The organism is Methylophaga sp. UBA3613 (assembly GCF_002375415.1).
Classification (GTDB): Bacteria; Pseudomonadota; Gammaproteobacteria; order Nitrosococcales; family Methylophagaceae; genus Methylophaga.
The window spans coordinates 67,047-83,679 of sequence record NZ_DFLS01000005.1 but is presented as its reverse complement, the minus strand read 5'-3'; the positions used below and the strand labels follow the sequence as shown (position 1 = coordinate 83,679).

The 16,633-nt window shown below is 46.0% G+C and carries 16 protein-coding genes; 13 read left to right on the top strand and 3 right to left on the bottom strand.

The genetic code is table 11. The features are described 5' to 3' along the window. Positions 1–86: 86 nt before the first annotated feature. The 3 genes from B3S93_RS05390 to B3S93_RS05380 are packed head-to-tail and all read left to right on the top strand — an operon-like array spanning position 87 to position 2,759. On the top strand, positions 87–890 hold the full coding sequence (locus B3S93_RS05390; protein ID WP_292403909.1) for a DUF2797 domain-containing protein: 804 nt from the start codon (positions 87–89) through the stop codon (positions 888–890). A gap of 5 nt (positions 891–895) precedes the next feature. Continuing rightward, positions 896–1,915 (top strand): quinone-dependent dihydroorotate dehydrogenase, encoded by a 1,020-nt coding sequence (locus B3S93_RS05385; RefSeq protein WP_292403834.1) that lies wholly within the window; start codon positions 896–898, stop codon positions 1,913–1,915. A 1-nt stretch (position 1,916) separates the two neighbouring features. After that, on the top strand, positions 1,917–2,759 hold the full coding sequence (locus B3S93_RS05380) for a mechanosensitive ion channel family protein (protein WP_292403837.1): 843 nt from the start codon (positions 1,917–1,919) through the stop codon (positions 2,757–2,759). Here the strand turns inward: B3S93_RS05380 and gloB are convergent. Beyond that, the gene (gloB, locus tag B3S93_RS05375) at positions 2,756–3,526 is read right to left on the bottom strand and encodes a hydroxyacylglutathione hydrolase (protein ID WP_292403840.1); all 771 of its coding nucleotides are present in this window, start codon (positions 3,524–3,526) and stop codon (positions 2,756–2,758) included. The two genes, B3S93_RS05380 and gloB, sit on opposite strands and share 4 nt — an antisense overlap. Before the next feature lie 24 nt (positions 3,527–3,550). Between gloB and B3S93_RS05370 the strand changes: the two genes are divergently transcribed. The 7 genes from B3S93_RS05370 (at position 3,551) to dapB (ending at position 10,220) form a co-directional block, all read left to right on the top strand. Further along, complete coding sequence (locus tag B3S93_RS05370; protein ID WP_292354544.1) at positions 3,551–4,276, top strand: class I SAM-dependent methyltransferase; 726 nt, start codon at positions 3,551–3,553, stop codon at positions 4,274–4,276. Then, a complete protein-coding gene (rnhA, locus tag B3S93_RS05365; RefSeq protein WP_292354546.1) occupies positions 4,276–4,719 on the top strand; it encodes a ribonuclease HI in 444 nt (147 codons plus the stop codon). Before B3S93_RS05370 ends, rnhA begins: the two co-directional genes overlap by 1 nt. A gap of 3 nt (positions 4,720–4,722) precedes the next feature. Next, positions 4,723–5,448: a DNA polymerase III subunit epsilon gene (gene dnaQ, locus B3S93_RS05360; protein ID WP_292403844.1), complete on the top strand. Its 726-nt coding sequence runs from the start codon at positions 4,723–4,725 to the stop codon at positions 5,446–5,448. Positions 5,449–5,550: 102 nt separating this feature from the next. Beyond that, positions 5,551–6,108: a nucleotide exchange factor GrpE gene (grpE, locus tag B3S93_RS05355; protein WP_292354550.1), complete on the top strand. Its 558-nt coding sequence runs from the start codon at positions 5,551–5,553 to the stop codon at positions 6,106–6,108. A gap of 100 nt (positions 6,109–6,208) precedes the next feature. Continuing rightward, positions 6,209–8,131, top strand: a complete 1,923-nt coding sequence (gene dnaK, locus B3S93_RS05350; protein ID WP_292354552.1) for a molecular chaperone DnaK — start codon at positions 6,209–6,211, stop codon at positions 8,129–8,131. Between the two features lie 81 nt (positions 8,132–8,212). After that, on the top strand, positions 8,213–9,325 hold the full coding sequence (dnaJ, locus tag B3S93_RS05345; RefSeq protein ID WP_292354554.1) for a molecular chaperone DnaJ: 1,113 nt from the start codon (positions 8,213–8,215) through the stop codon (positions 9,323–9,325). Positions 9,326–9,410: 85 nt separating this feature from the next. Next, entirely contained in the window at positions 9,411–10,220 is an 810-nt protein-coding gene (gene dapB, locus B3S93_RS05340) for a 4-hydroxy-tetrahydrodipicolinate reductase (RefSeq protein WP_292354556.1), read from the top strand. Here dapB and B3S93_RS05335 read toward each other — a convergent pair whose 3' ends face one another. Together B3S93_RS05335 and mrcB are read right to left on the bottom strand one after the other, a co-directional pair. Then, on the bottom strand, positions 10,221–10,781 hold the full coding sequence (locus tag B3S93_RS05335) for a tetratricopeptide repeat protein (protein WP_292403847.1): 561 nt from the start codon (positions 10,779–10,781) through the stop codon (positions 10,221–10,223). A gap of 19 nt (positions 10,782–10,800) precedes the next feature. Further along, positions 10,801–13,155, bottom strand: coding sequence for a penicillin-binding protein 1B (mrcB, locus tag B3S93_RS05330; RefSeq protein ID WP_292403850.1), 2,355 nt, complete (start codon positions 13,153–13,155; stop codon positions 10,801–10,803). Positions 13,156–13,380: 225 nt separating this feature from the next. Here mrcB and B3S93_RS05325 point away from each other — a divergent pair, with 225 nt between their 5' ends. The 3 genes from B3S93_RS05325 (at position 13,381) to B3S93_RS05315 (ending at position 16,607) form a co-directional block, all read left to right on the top strand. Next, on the top strand, positions 13,381–14,697 hold the full coding sequence (locus B3S93_RS05325; RefSeq protein WP_292403853.1) for a YjgN family protein: 1,317 nt from the start codon (positions 13,381–13,383) through the stop codon (positions 14,695–14,697). Between the two features lie 2 nt (positions 14,698–14,699). Then, complete coding sequence (locus tag B3S93_RS05320; protein WP_292403856.1) at positions 14,700–15,857, top strand: M48 family metallopeptidase; 1,158 nt, start codon at positions 14,700–14,702, stop codon at positions 15,855–15,857. Between the two features lie 195 nt (positions 15,858–16,052). Beyond that, positions 16,053–16,607 (top strand): thioredoxin family protein, encoded by a 555-nt coding sequence (locus tag B3S93_RS05315; RefSeq protein ID WP_292354565.1) that lies wholly within the window; start codon positions 16,053–16,055, stop codon positions 16,605–16,607. Positions 16,608–16,633: the final 26 nt, after the last annotated feature.

Genomic DNA, 16,633 nt, shown 5'->3' with positions numbered 1-16,633 from the left:
CTGGCTGTCCTGCTACGTTAAACTATCCTCTAATTTGAAATTAAAGGTTTCGCTACGTGACAGAATTTGCAGGACAACTAAACAAGATGCAGGCGACCCTGCCGGAAACTGATGGGCCAGTAAATTATCAAATGATTTTGGGAGAACATCAGCTCCCGATGAATCCACTTATTGGATCGAATATACAGCTGATTTATGCGGGTGAGATTCGTTGCCAGAACTGCCAGCGAATGACCAAGAAAAGCTATAGTGGTGGGTTCTGTTTTCCCTGCTCACAAAAACTGGCGCAATGTGATTTATGCTTTATGAAACCTGAGTTATGTCACTTTGCTCAAGGGACCTGTCGTGAACCTGAGTGGGGTGTTCAGGTGTGTATGCAGGACCATATTGTTTATCTGGCGAATAGTTCAGGGATCAAAGTGGGTATTACCCGAATTTCGCAAATGCCGACACGCTGGCTGGATCAGGGAGCAACCCAGGCGTTGCCCATTTTTCGAGTGAGTAGCCGTTATCATTCCGGTTTGGTTGAAGTCCTGTTTAAAAATCATGTTTCGGATCGCACTGACTGGCGAAAAATGTTGCGCGGCCCTGCTGACACAATTGATCTGGCAGAGCAGCGTGATCAATTACAGGCTGAATGTGCCGATCAAATCCGGCTTTTACAGCAGGAGTTGGGTGAGGATGCCATTACCACACTGACAGATGGAAAAACCCTGGAAATAAGCTACCCTGTGCAGCAATATCCAGAAAAAGTCAGTTCTATGAATTTTGATAAAACACCGGAAATTGCGGGTAAATTATTGGGCATAAAAGGGCAATATCTGATTATGGATAAAGGCGTTTTAAATATCCGTAAATTTACGGGCTACCAAATAACAATGAAGGCTTGATTTGTATGTATCCGCTGCTACGAAATTTGATGTTTAAACTGGATGCTGAAACATCACATCATCTGGGCATGAACAGCCTGAAGTGGATGGAAATGTCTGGATTGTTGAGGCTGCTAATGCCCAAAATGCCGACGGTACCGGTGCATGTAATGGGATTACGTTTTCCTAATCCAGTGGGTTTAGCGGCAGGTCTTGATAAAAACGCTGACTACCTGGAAGCTTTATCCGTATTAGGTTTTGGTTTTATTGAAGTGGGTACTGTGACACCTCGACCTCAACCGGGTAATGCCAAACCCAGACTTTTTCGACTTCCAGAAGCACAGGCGATTATTAACCGAATGGGCTTTAATAACCTTGGTGTAGATCATTTACTGGAACAAGTTCAGGCCGCTCAAACTGATGCAATTATTGGTATCAATATTGGCAAAAACGTTGATACGCCGGTTGATAAAGCGCTGAATGACTATTTGATAGGATTGGAAAAATCTTATCCTCATGCCGATTACATCACTATCAATATCTCATCTCCTAATACTCCCGGTTTACGTAATCTGCAATTTGGCGAAGCACTGGATAATCTTCTGAGCGCTTTGAAAAATCGTCAGGCGGAACTTGCGGAAGAATTTCAGCGTTATGTGCCGATGGCGGTCAAAGTTGCACCGGATTTAACCCTGGAAGAAGTTCAGCAACTGTCTGAATATTTCAGCCGGGTCGGGATTGATGCCGTGATTGCCACCAATACAACGCTTTCCCGCGAAGCTGTCGCAGGCTTGGCTCACGCTGATGAAGCTGGTGGCTTGAGTGGTAAACCGGTATTTGCCAAATCGACAGAAATTGTTCGACAATTCCGACAGGCTTTACCGGCTGATATGCCGATCATTGCTGCTGGTGGCATTATGAGCGCAGAAGATGCGATGCAAAAGCTGGAAGCGGGTGCTCAACTGATACAAATTTATAGTGGTCTGATTTATCAGGGACCAAAATTAATTCAAGATATCGTCAAAACCATTCAAAAGAGGAGATAACATGGAAACCGGAACAGGCAGCGTCATTGGTGACATTCTGCTGAATATTTTCTTTGCCGCTGTCATTGTCATTGTGGGTCGCACAGTGGTTAGCTGGTTAGTGAAGCTGTCTCGAAAAATTATGGTCCGGGCCAATATGGATCCGATCCTGATTAATTTTTCCAGCTCGATCATTAATATCCTATTGTTGCTGTTTGTGTTGATTGCGGCCTTGGATCAATTGGGTGTAAACACCACCTCTATGATAGCCGTGCTGGGTGCTGCCGGTTTAGCTGTGGGATTGGCGCTAAAGGATTCATTACAGAATTTTGCAGCCGGCGTAATGTTGATCATGTATCGACCATTCAGAATTGGTCACTTTGTAGAGGTTGCTGGCGTACTCGGTATTGTTGAGCAAATCACTATCTTCAACACTGTGATGCGAACACCGGATAACCGTGAAGTGATTGTGCCCAATGGCAATATCTATGCAGGTGTTATTACCAACTACTCAGCCCGAGATACCCGCCGCATTGATATGGTGTTTGGTATCGGATATGACGATGATTTGCTCAAAGCCAAACAAATCATCACCGATATCGTCACGGGGCATGAATTGGTGCTTAACGATCCCGAGCCGATTATCCGTGTGGCCGAACTGGGCGATAGCAGCATTACTTTCAATGTCTGGCCATGGGTTAACGCATCGGATCTGGCCACAGTAAGAGCAGATCTGATCGAAACCATCAAACTGGCGTTTGATGCAAACGGCATCAGTATTCCCTATCCACAAATGGATGTGCATTTTAATAATGTGGATGCTGCCAATGAATCAAGCCAGACTAAAAAAGATGAATCAGCCTAGAAATCATCCTTCCAGGCGCGTAATACCTTAAATACCGCCAAAGGCGAATCAAGCGGCTGATCAGCGTAAGCTTCAGCCGCTTTTTTTATTGCGGCATCATCACACCGCAAAAATGGATTGGTGCGTTTTTCCACTTTTAGCTGTGATGGTACGGTGGCGATCTGCTGTTCTCTTAACGCTTCCGTTTTGGTTAAGCGTTCAAGCAGGTCGTTATTTGTGGGATCAACAGCTGTGGCAAACTGCAGATTGGCCAGCGTATATTCATGCGCACAATAAATGCGCGTATCGTCAGGTAATTGTTTTATTTTTTGCAGTGAATCAAATAGTTGTTCTGCTGTACCTCCAAGCAGGCGACCACAACCACCAGCAAATAATGTGTCGCCACAGAACAGGTTATCATCTACCAGATAGCTGATATGACCAGGAGTGTGTCCAGGAGTATCGATTACTCTGAAGTGCGGAAAAGATGAATGCAATTGTTGGTCAGCCTGGGCGTACAAAGGTGTATCGACTGTTTTAATGTGTTCACGTTGCGGTCCAAAAACGGGCAGATCATACAGGTCGTCGAGGCGACGGATACCGCCAACATGATCGTTATGATGATGGGTGACTAAGATGGCCGCAGGATGCAGATCGTTTTTTTCTACAAAGTTAATCACTGGACCCGCATCGCCCGGATCAACAATTAATACATCCTGATTCTCGGCTGACTGAATCAACCATATATAATTATCATTAAATGCCTTTACGGCATGAATTTGTAACATTATCTAACTCCGCCGGAATGGCCTATGTGTAATTATAAAGAGCAAGACCGCGAGATGACACAATGGTGGCAATCTTCGCTTGCCCGTTATATACAAAGCCAGGAACAGCAATGGCTAAAGTATCAACAGGCAAAGCTGCATGGTTTTTTTCAGCTGCAGCTTGGTGGACAAAGCCTTATTCTACCGACTTCTTTACGACCTTGTTATCAGGCATTAATGGGAAGCAGCGGACAATTTCATGCGCAAAGTGAGCAACTTCCATTTAAGTCTGACAGTGTTGATGTGATGCTGTTGCAGCATGTGGTGGAATTTTCACGCCAACCGCATCAATTATTACGTGAAGCCGACAGAGTGTTAAACGAAGATGGCACACTGGTAGTGCTATGTTTTAATCCGTTTAGTGTATGGGGTTTACGTCGATTGTTTTCCTGGCAGGATAGTCTGCCGTGGCGGGGACAGTTTTTTTCACGTCAGCGCTTAAAAGACTGGCTGTCATTGTTGGATTTTGATGTAGTGGAAGCCCGATCGATCATTTATTGTCCCCCATGGCAAAATGAACGCTGGATAAAACGTGGTGGTTTTCTGGAAAGATGGGGGCGACGTCTCTGGCCATATCTTGGTGGCGTCACTGCAATTGTCGCAAAAAAACGCACTTTTCTGGTGACCCCATTACAAAGCCGGTGGCAAAATAGAAAATTATTTCCCAGACCACAACTGGTGAATCCCTCAGCAACACGAAAAGAGCATTAATGGAACACGTTGAAATTTTTACCGATGGTGCCTGCAGTGGTAATCCGGGGCCGGGAGGTTGGGGAACCATACTCCGTGCCAAAGATAACGAAAAGGAGTTATCTGGCGGTGAAAAACTGACCACCAATAATCGGATGGAGATGATGGCAGTCATAGCCGGTCTGGAAGCATTGAAAAGGCCTTGTCATGTCACCATTACCACTGACTCACAATATGTGATGAAAGGGATGACCGAATGGTTGAAAGGCTGGAAAGCCAAAAACTGGCGAACCGCCGCCCGGCAACCAGTGAAAAATGCCGATTTATGGCAACGCATGGATGCGGCCTCCCAGCCACATAAATTATCCTGGCAATGGGTTCGGGGTCATGATGGTCATCCGGAAAATGAACGTGCCGATCAGCTGGCGGTAGCAGCACGTACTCAAATCGCATTACAGGACTAACCGATGGCAGAGCAAACCAGTCAACGACAAATTGTTTTAGATACCGAAACCACCGGCCTCAGTACAGCAGATGATCACCGCATTATTGAAATCGGCTGCGTTGAATTAGTGAATCGACGGCTGACCGGTGAGACGTTTCATCAATATATAAATCCACAACGTGAAATCGATGCCGGGGCGATAGAGGTTCATGGCATTACCAATGAATCATTAGCCGATAAACCGTTATTTGCAGATATTGCTGCGGATTTTCTGCGGTTTATCGAAGGTGCTGAATTGATTATTCATAACGCCGCATTTGACGTTGGATTCTTAAATCACGAGTTAACCAAGTTAGGTCACACCGCCAAAATTGACGATATTTGTTCAGTGATGGACACGTTAAAACTGGCGCGGGATAAACATCCGGGTCAGAAAAACAATCTGGATGCGTTATGTAAACGCTATGGGGTGGATAATTCCAACCGGGAGTTACATGGCGCCTTATTAGACGCCGAAATTCTGGCAGACGTCTATCTGATGATGACGGGTGGACAGGTCAGCTTGTCACTGGCGGCAGAGCAATTCGAACCGCAACACGATGCTGAGAAAAATGAGATCACGACAATTGAACGTCCTCGTTCAGCATTAAAGGTCATTGAGGCTGACGCAACCGAGTTGGCAGCACATCAGGCGATGCTGGAAAAATTACAGGCAAGCAGTGATGGAAATTGTGTGTGGCTTAAATAAAGTTGAATTTGTTTTCACAAAAAGTTCTGTTCGCCGCTTGAAATCAGATTTTTGACCCCCAAATAGCAGCTTTGTGTTGAGCAAAGCGGAATCTGATTAATCATGAGCAACGAAGAAATCGAAAAGTCGACGGCGGAATCTGAGCCGGTCGAAACCTCACCCGAAACAGCTGAGTCAGCTCAGCCAGCGGAATCTGAAGCAGATGTTGTAAAACAGCTGGAAGATGCCCGCAACAAAGCCGATGAACATTGGAATGAATTATTGCGTGCCAGAGCCGATCTGGAAAATATGCGTCGCAGACACAGCCGTGATCTGGAAAACGCTCACAAACATGCGCTGGACAAATTCGTAACAGAGCTATTGCCTATCTGCGACAGCCTGGAGTTTGGTCTCAACGCAGCAAAAAATGAAGATGCCAAGCTTGAAACAGTGCGAGATGGCATGGAAATGACACTCAAAATGTTCATGAGCTCGATCGGTAAATTCGGTCTTGAACAACTTAATCCTGAGGGCGAGGCTTTCGATCCTGATCTGCATCAGGCCATGGCAATGCAGCCTGCAGAAGGCGTAGAAGCTAACCAGGTATTGAATGTCATGCAGAAAGGCTACCGTTTCAATGGGCGTCTGTTACGTCCTGCCATGGTAGTGGTTTCTCAATAACCGGACGAAATTTAAGGGCTTGAAATCAAAATTTCCTGCCCCATCTATTATCACAACGGCTGGAATAGCCAGACGAACTTAGTACGATGGAGAAAAGATTATGGGTAGAATTATTGGTATTGACTTGGGTACGACCAACTCATGTGTAGCGGTGATGGAAGACGGCAAAGCCCGTGTCATCGAAAACAGTGAAGGTGATCGCACAACCCCGTCAATTGTTGCATTCAACAAAGATAACGAAGTGATGGTAGGTCAGTCTGCCAAACGTCAGGCTGTCACTAACGCCAAAAACACTTTGTACGCAATCAAGCGTTTGATTGGCCGTAAATTTAAAGACGATGTAGTACAGCGCGATATTGATATGGTGCCGTATAAAATCGTTGAAGCGGATAACGGTGATGCCTGGGTAGAAGCCAATGGTAAAAAAATGGCTCCGCCTGAAATTTCAGCTCGCGTTTTGATGAAAATGAAAAAAACCGCTGAAGAATTTTTGGGTGAAGAAGTCACTCAAGCGGTTGTTACCGTTCCGGCCTATTTCAATGACTCACAACGTCAAGCCACTAAAGATGCTGGCAAGATTGCCGGTCTTGAAGTCAAACGTATTATCAACGAACCAACCGCTGCAGCGCTGGCTTACGGCATGGACAAAAAACGTGGTGATTCCACAGTTGTTGTATACGATTTGGGTGGTGGTACGTTTGACGTATCGATCATTGAAATTGCTGATATCGAAGGCGAGCATCAGTTTGAAGTACTGGCCACCAACGGTGATACATTCCTGGGTGGTGAAGACTTTGACCAACGTATCATTGATTATCTGGTTGCTGAATTCAAGAAAGATCAGGGCGTTGATTTGAGTAAAGATCCATTGGCTCTGCAACGTTTGAAAGATGCTGCCGAGAAAGCCAAAATTGAGCTGTCTTCCAGCTCACAAACGGATATTAATCTGCCTTACATCACTGCAGATGCCAGTGGTCCTAAACACATGGAAATCCGTTTGACCCGCGCCAAGCTGGAATCTTTGGTAGAGGACTTGATTTCACGCAGTATGGAACCTTGCAAAATGGCATTGAAAGATGCCGGCCTGAAATTGTCTGACATTAATGATGTCATTCTGGTTGGTGGCCAAACCCGCATGCCGAAAGTGCAGGAAGCGGTTAAAGAAATGTTTGGTAAAGAACCACGCCGTGACGTGAATCCGGATGAAGCGGTTGCCGTTGGTGCTGCGATTCAGGCTGCGGTATTGGCTGGTGATGTGAAAGACGTATTGTTGCTGGACGTTACCCCATTAAGCCTGGGTATCGAAACCATGGGCGGCGTAATGACCAAACTGGTTGAGAAAAACACCACCATCCCAACTAAAGCGAATCAGGTGTTTTCGACAGCAGATGATAATCAGCCGGCCGTTACCATCCATGTATTGCAGGGTGAACGTGAAATTGCCTCAGCCAATAAATCACTGGGACGTTTTGATTTGGCGGATATTCCACCCGCTCCACGTGGTACACCACAAATCGAAGTCACCTTTGATATTGACGCTAACGGTATTCTGAACGTGTCTGCTAAAGATAAAGCGACAGGTAAAGAGCAATCCATCGTGATTAAAGCTTCCAGCGGTCTGTCTGACGATGAAGTTGAAAAAATGGTTAAAGATGCTGAAGCGCATGCTGATGAAGACCGTAAGTTCCATGAACTGGTCACAGTACGCAACCAAGCGGATGGTTTGATTCATGCGACCAACAAATCACTGACTGATCTGGGTGATAAAGTGGAAGCCGATGAAAAAGCCAAGATTGAAGCGGCCATTGAAGAGTTACAACAGGCTCTGAAAGGTGAAGATAAAGCCGATATCGAAGCCAAAACCGCTGCGTTGTCAGAAGCTGCAGGCAAGCTGGCTGAACGTGCTTATGCTGAAAACGCAGAAGCTGGTGAAGGTGCCGCAACAGATGATTCCACAGCACAAAACGATGATGTGGTAGATGCCGAATTTGAAGAAGTCGATGACGACAAGAAAAATTCATAATCTTTCACACAATTAACTGAAAACAGGCGTAGGCATTGAGCCTACGCCTGTCTTGTTTAAGAGATACAAGAAAAACTAAACATGGCCAAAAAAGACTATTACGACCTTCTTGGTGTATCGCGCACTGCGACAGAAGCTGAAATCAAAAAAGCATATCGTCGTATGGCGATGAAATATCATCCTGATCGTAATCCGGATGATGCAACCGCTGAAGCCAGGTTCAAAGAGGCCAAAGAAGCTTACGAAATTCTGTCTGATTCCCAAAAACGTGCTGCTTATGACCAGTTTGGTCATGCTGGAGTAGATAACAGCTCAGGCGGTGGCGGGTTCAGAAGTTCGGGCGGTTTCAGCGATATTTTTGGCGATGTATTTAATGATATTTTCGGCGGTGGCGGTCCGGGTGGACAAAGCTTCCGTGGAGCCGATTTGCGCTATCGCCTGGATTTGACGCTGGAAGAAGCTGTTGCTGGAACGACTGCGAAAATTCGCATACCGGTCAATGTTGAATGTAAAACCTGTGATGGTTCCGGGGCCAAACCTGGCACACAACCTGTTACTTGTACGACCTGTGGTGGACATGGTCAGGTTCGCATTCAGCAAGGATTCTTCACTGTTCAGCAAGCCTGTCCACATTGTCGCGGAACGGGTCAGATGATTCAGGACCCTTGTCATGATTGTCATGGTCAAGGCGTCGTACAAGAGCATAAAACACTCTCCGTTAAAGTGCCCGCCGGTGTTAATACGGGTGATCGCATTCGTCTTGCCGGTGAAGGAGAAGCGGGAAGCCGTGGTGCTCCAGCCGGTGATTTATATGTCGAAGTAGCGGTTAAACGTCACGATGTATTTACCCGTGATGGTAATAATCTGTTTGCCGATGTACCCATCAGTTTCACCACCGCCTGTCTGGGCGGGGAACTGCAAGTGCCCACTTTGCAGGGTAAAGCTGTGCTGAAAGTGCCTGAAGGTACGCAAACCGGCCAGCAATTCAAGATGCGCGGTAAAGGTGTCAAATCAGTGCGTACCGGTGAAGTTGGCGATTTAATGTGTCGCGTGATTATTGAAACGCCGGTTAAATTATCAAAAAAACAAAAAGAGTTATTGCAGGAATTTGCCGAAACGATGGAAGGTTCCGGGGCAACCCACAGTCCAAAACATGAATCGTGGCTTGATGCTGTGAAACGTTTTTTTGAATAAGATATTTGCCAATAGGAAGCTGACTGGGCTATTTTTGCCAGCCAGCTTTTTTATTTTCTGATTTACCGCCATAAGGATATAAACCATGGCTATTAATATTGCTATTAACGGTGCCGCTGGCCGCATGGGCCGTTGCCTGATTCAAGCCGTCGCTGAAACAGATGGTTTGCAGCTATCTGCTGCCATTGATCGAGCGGAGTCATCATTAATTGGTGTGGATGCCGGTGAATTGGCTGGAGTCGGTAAATTAGGGGTAGTGTTGTCAGCAGATCTTGATCAAGCAACTCAGCAATCGGATGTGATCATAGACTTCACCATTCCTGAGGCCACCATGGCTCTCCTGCCGTTATGTGCAGAGAATCAGTGCCGCCCGGTGATTGGTACAACGGGTTTTGATGAAGCGCAAAAACAGATTATTCAGCAAACAGCCGGTCGCATTGCTACCTTACTAGCCCCCAATATGAGTGTTGGGGTGAATTTATCACTGAAATTACTTGATATGGCTGCCCGTGTATTGGGGGATAGCGTTGATATTGAGATTATTGAAGCCCATCACCGCCATAAAGTGGATGCGCCTTCCGGTACTGCCTTAAGAATGGGGGAAGTGGTTGCAGATGCGTTGGGCCGCGATTTAAAAGACTGTGCTATTTATGGCCGTGAAGGCCGTACCGGCGAACGCGATCGCAATACTATTGGTTTTGCGACAGTCCGCGGCGGAGACATCGTTGGCGATCACACAGTGTTATTTGCTGCCGAAGGCGAACGGGTGGAAATTACTCATAAAGCATCAAGCCGAATGACCTTTGCCTACGGCGCCATGCGTGCATCCAAATGGCTGATGCAACAGCAAACCGGTCTGTTTGATATGCAGGATGTGTTAGATCTGCGGAATTAATTAATAGCGGGCAGCCTGTTCGCGCGCTGTTTTGGCACCAGCTTTATCGCCCTTTTTAGTGCGAATCTCCGCCAATAATAACCAGAAGCGTTTCAGCTCGGTATTATCGCCTTTGGCATAGGACAGGCCTTTTAAAGCAACTTGTTCCGCAAGGCGAAAATCTTCCAGTTCATAGTGTGCTTTGGCTAACTGATAGTAGACTTTTGGATCGCTGGGGGCGATACGTTGGGCTCGCTGCAAACGTGATTGCGCTGCCGACATGTTTCCCTGCTGTTGATATTTTTCTGCATCACTTAATAACGCCAGCACGGCAGGATTGGTTGGTGCTGGAACAGGTGTAGTGGCAGGTATATCAGTGCCTGTAGATTTGTCCGGTGGAAGTGGCATGGCTTGTGGATTAGCCTGCTGGCTTGGCACTGGACTGGTTTTTGCTGATTCAGTTGTTGGTGAAGATACGGGTACATCTCTGCTCTCCACCGCAGGTCTTTGGCTGACGGGTGTGGTACTACAGGCAGATAAAAACATGACCAGGCTGGCCATAATAAAAAGCATTTTGTGCATGGTTATTGGCATAACGGACCTATCTGAAAATATCTTTGACCCAATCGATTGACCGTTTGATTGGATTGTCGATAAAAGTTTCTTCCGGTGTGGTACAGGCAGCAGTTTCTGTCGGTTGTGTGCCACTGATAAACGGGATTTGGGTGGCATTCTCGCATAAACCATCGGCAAGTTTTCCGCTTAACGGATCAATCCAGAGCATTTCAATACCTTCAGGCATCACCGGTTCGTAGGATTGTAACGGTTCCTGTGCCATATACCGTGTCCAAGCACGTAAGGCCCCACTGGAACCAGTGATCGGCATCGGACTATTATCATCCAGACCCAGCCAGACTACAGCGAGACGGTTACCGGTAAACCCGGCAAACCAGCTGTCACGCTGTTGATCTGATGTTCCGGTTTTGCCGGCAGTATTGATATTAATCGGCAACTGTTGGTAAATGCTACGGCCGGTACCACTTCGGGTAACTTGCTGTAAATTGTACTGCAGCAAAAACATGGGTTTCTCATCAATACTTTTTTGTAATTGAAATGGATAGCTGGAAAGCGGTTCACCTGCGCTGTCGGTGACAGTCCGAATAGTACGAGGTGGAATTTGAAACCCGGTTGCAGCAATCGTCTGATACATGCTGGCAACTTCCAGTGTCGATAAACTCTGCGCACCTAATAATAATGATGGATATGCATCCATAGGTCGATCAACCCCGAGACGTTTCAGGGTGTCGATCACTTTTTCTACCCCCAGCTCCATGCCCAGTTGCGCGGTCGACAGATTATAGGAATGGGTCAAAGCCTCATGCATTGGGACTACGCCATGGGGTTGTCCATCATAGTTCTTGGGGGACCAGGTTTGCTGGTTGGGCAAGGTCAGGCTGAAAGGTGAGTCGTCCAGTTCACTTATCAGGGTATATCCTTGCTCCAAAGCGGTAAGATAAACAGCAGGTTTTACAAGCGAACCAATTGGCCGACTGGCATCTAAGGCACGGTTGAATCCCTGGTAGCGGGTATTACGATCGCCTATCAACGCCAGTACTTCCCCTGTTTGTGGATCAGTCACCACCATACTGCCCTGAAGTTTCGCCAGACTTTCACCATAGGTTCTGCCTAAATCTTCAATGGTGCTGACCAGAGAAGTTTCTGCTTTATGCTGACTGATGGGATCCAGACTGGTGAAAATCTTTAGCCCCTCTGAGCCAAGATCTTCATCTTTATATTCTCGGCGTAATTGCCGTTTTACTAAATCAATATAGGCCGGATAAGCCTCTTTCATCGAACTACCAGCCGGAACCACGTCCAGCTCAGCCGTTGAGGCCAGCATGTATTCTTCGTCAGTGATTGAACCTTGCTGATGCAAAACACTCAGCACCAGATTCCGCCTGGCTTTGGCACGCTCAGGATTACGTCGTGGATCATAATAGGATGGTCCTTTTACCAGACCGGCCAATAACGCCAATTGATGTAATTTGAGTTCCTGTATTGGCTGGGCAAAATAATGTGCCGCACCAAGTCCAAAGCCATGGATGGCACGATTGCCGGATTGGCCCAGGTAGACCTCATTCAAATAGGCTTCGAGAATTTCGTCTTTGCTGTAATGAAATTCGAGGAGCATCGCCATTGGCAATTCCAGCATTTTGCGTAGCAAAGTACGATCGGCTGTCAGATAAAAGTTCTTAATTAATTGCTGGGTTAAGGTGCTGCCACCCTGCACAAATGCCCCTGCACGAATATTGGCTAATGTTGCACGCGCAATACCTTTAGGTGAAATACCAAAATGATCATAAAAATCCCGATCTTCAATCGCGATTAATGCATCAATAAACGCCTGCGGCGCTTCTTCAAGCTGAATTAAATCTCTATCTTCATTATTGAGTGGATAAATACCGCCGATTAAGGCGGGTTCAAGCCGGATTAATGTTAGTGACTGCTGATCTGCTGAACGGATCTGACTTAAGCTGTCACCACTGAACTCTAAAATAAGTTGCCTGGCTGGTTCAAGTTCGTCAGGGAAGTGAAAACCACGAGTCGACAACGTTGCCCGTGAAGCAGAAAAAGCGACTTCCCCTGGTGCGCTGACCTTATCAACAAACTGATAGCCCAACGCTTTAAGTTCTATTTTCAAATCGTTGAGTGACACTGGTGCGCCAACATATAACTCCAGTGGTCTGGCAAAGACTTTAGCGGGTAAAGCCCAACGTTTCCCCTCAAACTGACTGCGGATTTGCTGATCCAGATACAGTGTTGCCCCCCCTAGCAAAAGCAGAATAATAAACAGCAGCTTGAACAGTGTGCCTTTAGAAATTAAGGCTCTACGTTTTTTTTTAGAGCGAGGATTACGCCGCTGCTGGGATGGAGGGGGATTTTTTTTACTTACCATAACCTGAGAGTGAGATTAGAAAGAATGGCAGTCGAAACGTGTCAGGCAAACCATAAAGACTTTAGTTTGGCTGCAATATCGTCAATGTGCCGCTTATATTAGCAAAGTCTTTCAATAGTTACTTCTGTAATCATTATTTATGACTATGAAAGCGAAAAGTTGCTGACAATTCTGCTTGCTTCTATACTTCGGCAAAACTCATTAAAACAGACAAGGAGGTCTAACGTGTCAGAGTTACGTTATGACGTGATGCTTAGTGGACAATTATTGGATGGATTCAATATTGAGGAAGTGATACATAATCTAGCGAGATTGCTTGCCTTAACAGAAAATGCTGTTAGCGAACTGTTCCAGCAGAAAAATGCGATTGTGTTGAAGGGGGTGGGTTATGAGCAGGCTCAGCGACAACAGGAAGAGTTGCAGAGTGCCGGTGCCGAATCCTACTTGATAAGGCATGATAAAAAAGAACCACGACTGCCGGCTATGGAGCAGGCTGCAAAAAATGATGGTTTGGCTCCAACGCAGGGTGTTGAGATAGCTGCTGAAATAGAGCCTCGACAAAGGGCATTTTTTTTCAGTGGTCAAGGTGCTGAATATTTCCGGATTTGGATAGTTAATATCGTGCTCACGATTATGACTTTGGGCATATATTCAGCCTGGGCCAAAGTCCGTAATAAACAGTACTTCTATGCAAATACTCAGCTTGATGGAGCAAGCTTTAGCTATCAAGCCGTTCCGTTGCAGATTCTCAAAGGGCGACTGATAGCCTTTGCTTTTTTTGTGTTCTATATTGTTACCACTTCACTTTTCCCGGCTACAGGCGTGATATTTGGTCTACTGTTCATCGTGTTATTTCCCTGGCTGGTCGTAAAATCACTGACATTCAATGCTTTTTATAGTGAATATCGCAATGTGCGGTTTGGATTTGATGGCCAATATAGTGAAGCCTTCAAGGTTTATATTCTCTGGCCGATTCTCGGTTTAGTGACTTTTTCTCTGCTGATGCCTTATGCCATTTATAAACAGCAGTGTTTTCTGGTGAGAAATATGCGCTATGGTGATACGGCATTTGAGTTCGAACCTCAAGCCAGTGCCTACTATAAAATTGCTTTGGCGATGTTTGGCATCGTTCTTATGACGTCCTTTGGGGTATTTCTGCTGGTAACGCTTTTAAACCGGGAAGCCGTGGGGATTCTGACGATGCTGTTAAGCGTGATGATGTATCTCACGTTGTTTGTATTTTTTACCGTTAAGACGACAAATTTACGTTTTAACCATGCCACACTCTCTTCTCATGCTTTTTCTGCCAACTACACCACAGCGTCTTATATGTGGTTGGTTTTGAGTAATACTGTGGCGATTGTGCTCACTTTAGGCCTGTTTATTCCATGGGCAAAAGTTCGGGTAGCTGCGTATAAAGCGGAACACACTAAAATGCTGGTGGCAGGCGATTTGAATCAGTTTTCCAATGCTGTCAGTCAGCGTGTGGGGCCGTTGGGTGAAGGTGTCAGTGATGTGTTTGATATGGATGTCGGTTTTTAATAATGCAACCGCTTTGGCAGCGTGTACGGATCGATGGCTTCTGGTATGAAGAAGGTGTTTCCAGACAGCGCGCTGCATTTTTACGGCATATTTCCGAGCAGGATATTGAAGTTGTAGATCGGTCGGATGGCACTCAGTTGGCTTGCTGTTCACTGAATGAGCTGAAAATTTCCTCACGTTTGGGTAACACCAGCCGACAGTTGTATTTTCAGCAAGGCCAAAAATTTGAAAGTCTGGATAATGAAACCATTGATAAACTGCTTATTGCCAAAGGTCATGGCTTTTCCCGATTCATTCATCTGCTTGAAAGTCGCTGGCAACTGGTTTTCCTTGCGCTGATACTGTTTGTCGGGTTTGGCTACGTCATGATGCAATATGGTGTGCCAGCTGCAGCAAAAAAAATGGCTTTTTGGTTACCCTCAACTATTTCTGATAAGGCGGCAAGTCATACACTTCGGTTGCTGGATGAGACGGTTTTGTCTCCCTCAGAACTGCCTCAACAGCAACGAGACATACTTTTAGCAAAGTTTCAGTCGTTTAGTGAGCAAGCCGATACACCGATAAATATCCAGTTTCGACAAGGCGGTAATTTAGGTGCAAATGCCTTTGCCTTGCCGGATGGCACAATAGTGTTCACCGATGAGCTGGTGAAACTGGCAGAGCAACCTGAAGAGTTGATTGCGGTACTGTTGCACGAGATTGGCCATGTGGCCCACAGGCATGGAACCCAGTCGGTGATGCAGAGTTCATTGCTAGTGGTGATGGCAATGGCTTTTGTCGGTGACACATCAGGGATTGCCGAAGTCTTTATGGGCATGCCTATCGTGATGATGCAGAGTGCCTATTCAAGAGATTTTGAGCGCGAAGCGGATCGGTTTGCTTTGCGATATATGCACTCCAATCAGATAGCAGGCTTTCATTTGGCAGATCTATTGGATCGTATTGAACTCAATATCAGATGTCGTGCCTATTTTTCCTTACAAGCTGAAGATAACTCGCAATCATACCTGTGTGAAACTCCCGGAGGTTTACAACAGGCTCAACAGAAAGGCTGGCTTGTCACACAAACAGCTGAGGCAGCGGGTTGGCAAAGTTATCTTGATTCTCACCCTGATAATGCTGAGCGCAGAGCAATGTTGGTGAATGAAGTCGCTGAATAAAGTGTACTGACTAAAACAAGTGCTGCGAATATATCGGTTTTGTCTCAATATACAAAAACCTAGCGAACTTATTCTGGCGAATTGGCTTATTTCGCATTATCTAAATTGTCTGGTAATATGCTGAACTCCAAATTGGTTTCGTGTGGTTAAAGATCACCGAAATTGCCTAAAAACAGGAACTAAAGTGAGATCTTAATGGCTTTAGAGACACCCGTCTGTGACTTTGGCCAAGCGGCCATAGATTTTGCCCTGCCGGGCACAGACAACAAAATCTGGACACTGGAAGACTGTCGTGGTGAGAATGGTTTGTTAATCATGTTCATCTGTAATCATTGTCCTTATGTCAAAGCCATTATGGATAGACTGATCCGTGATACCAACGAACTTAAACAGCTGGGCATCAATTCTGTGGCAATTTCTGCCAATGATGTCGCTGATTATCCAGAAGACTCTTTTGACAACATGAAAACTGTTGCTGAACAAAACGGGTTTTCTTTCCCTTATCTGTATGACGAAAGCCAAGAGGTTGCTCAAGCTTATGGCGCGGTGTGTACTCCTGATTTTTTTGGTTACAACAAAGATTTGAAGTTGCAATACCGTGGTCGCCTTGATGCTAGCCGCAAAGAAGCCGCTCCAGCGGACGTACGCCGTGACTTATATGAAGCGATGAAACAAGTTGCTCAAACCGGTCATGGTCCAGAACAACAGATACCCAGTATGGGCTGTTCCATCAAATGGCGGGCAGCTTAATTTTTTTTAATAGGAGAACGTAGATA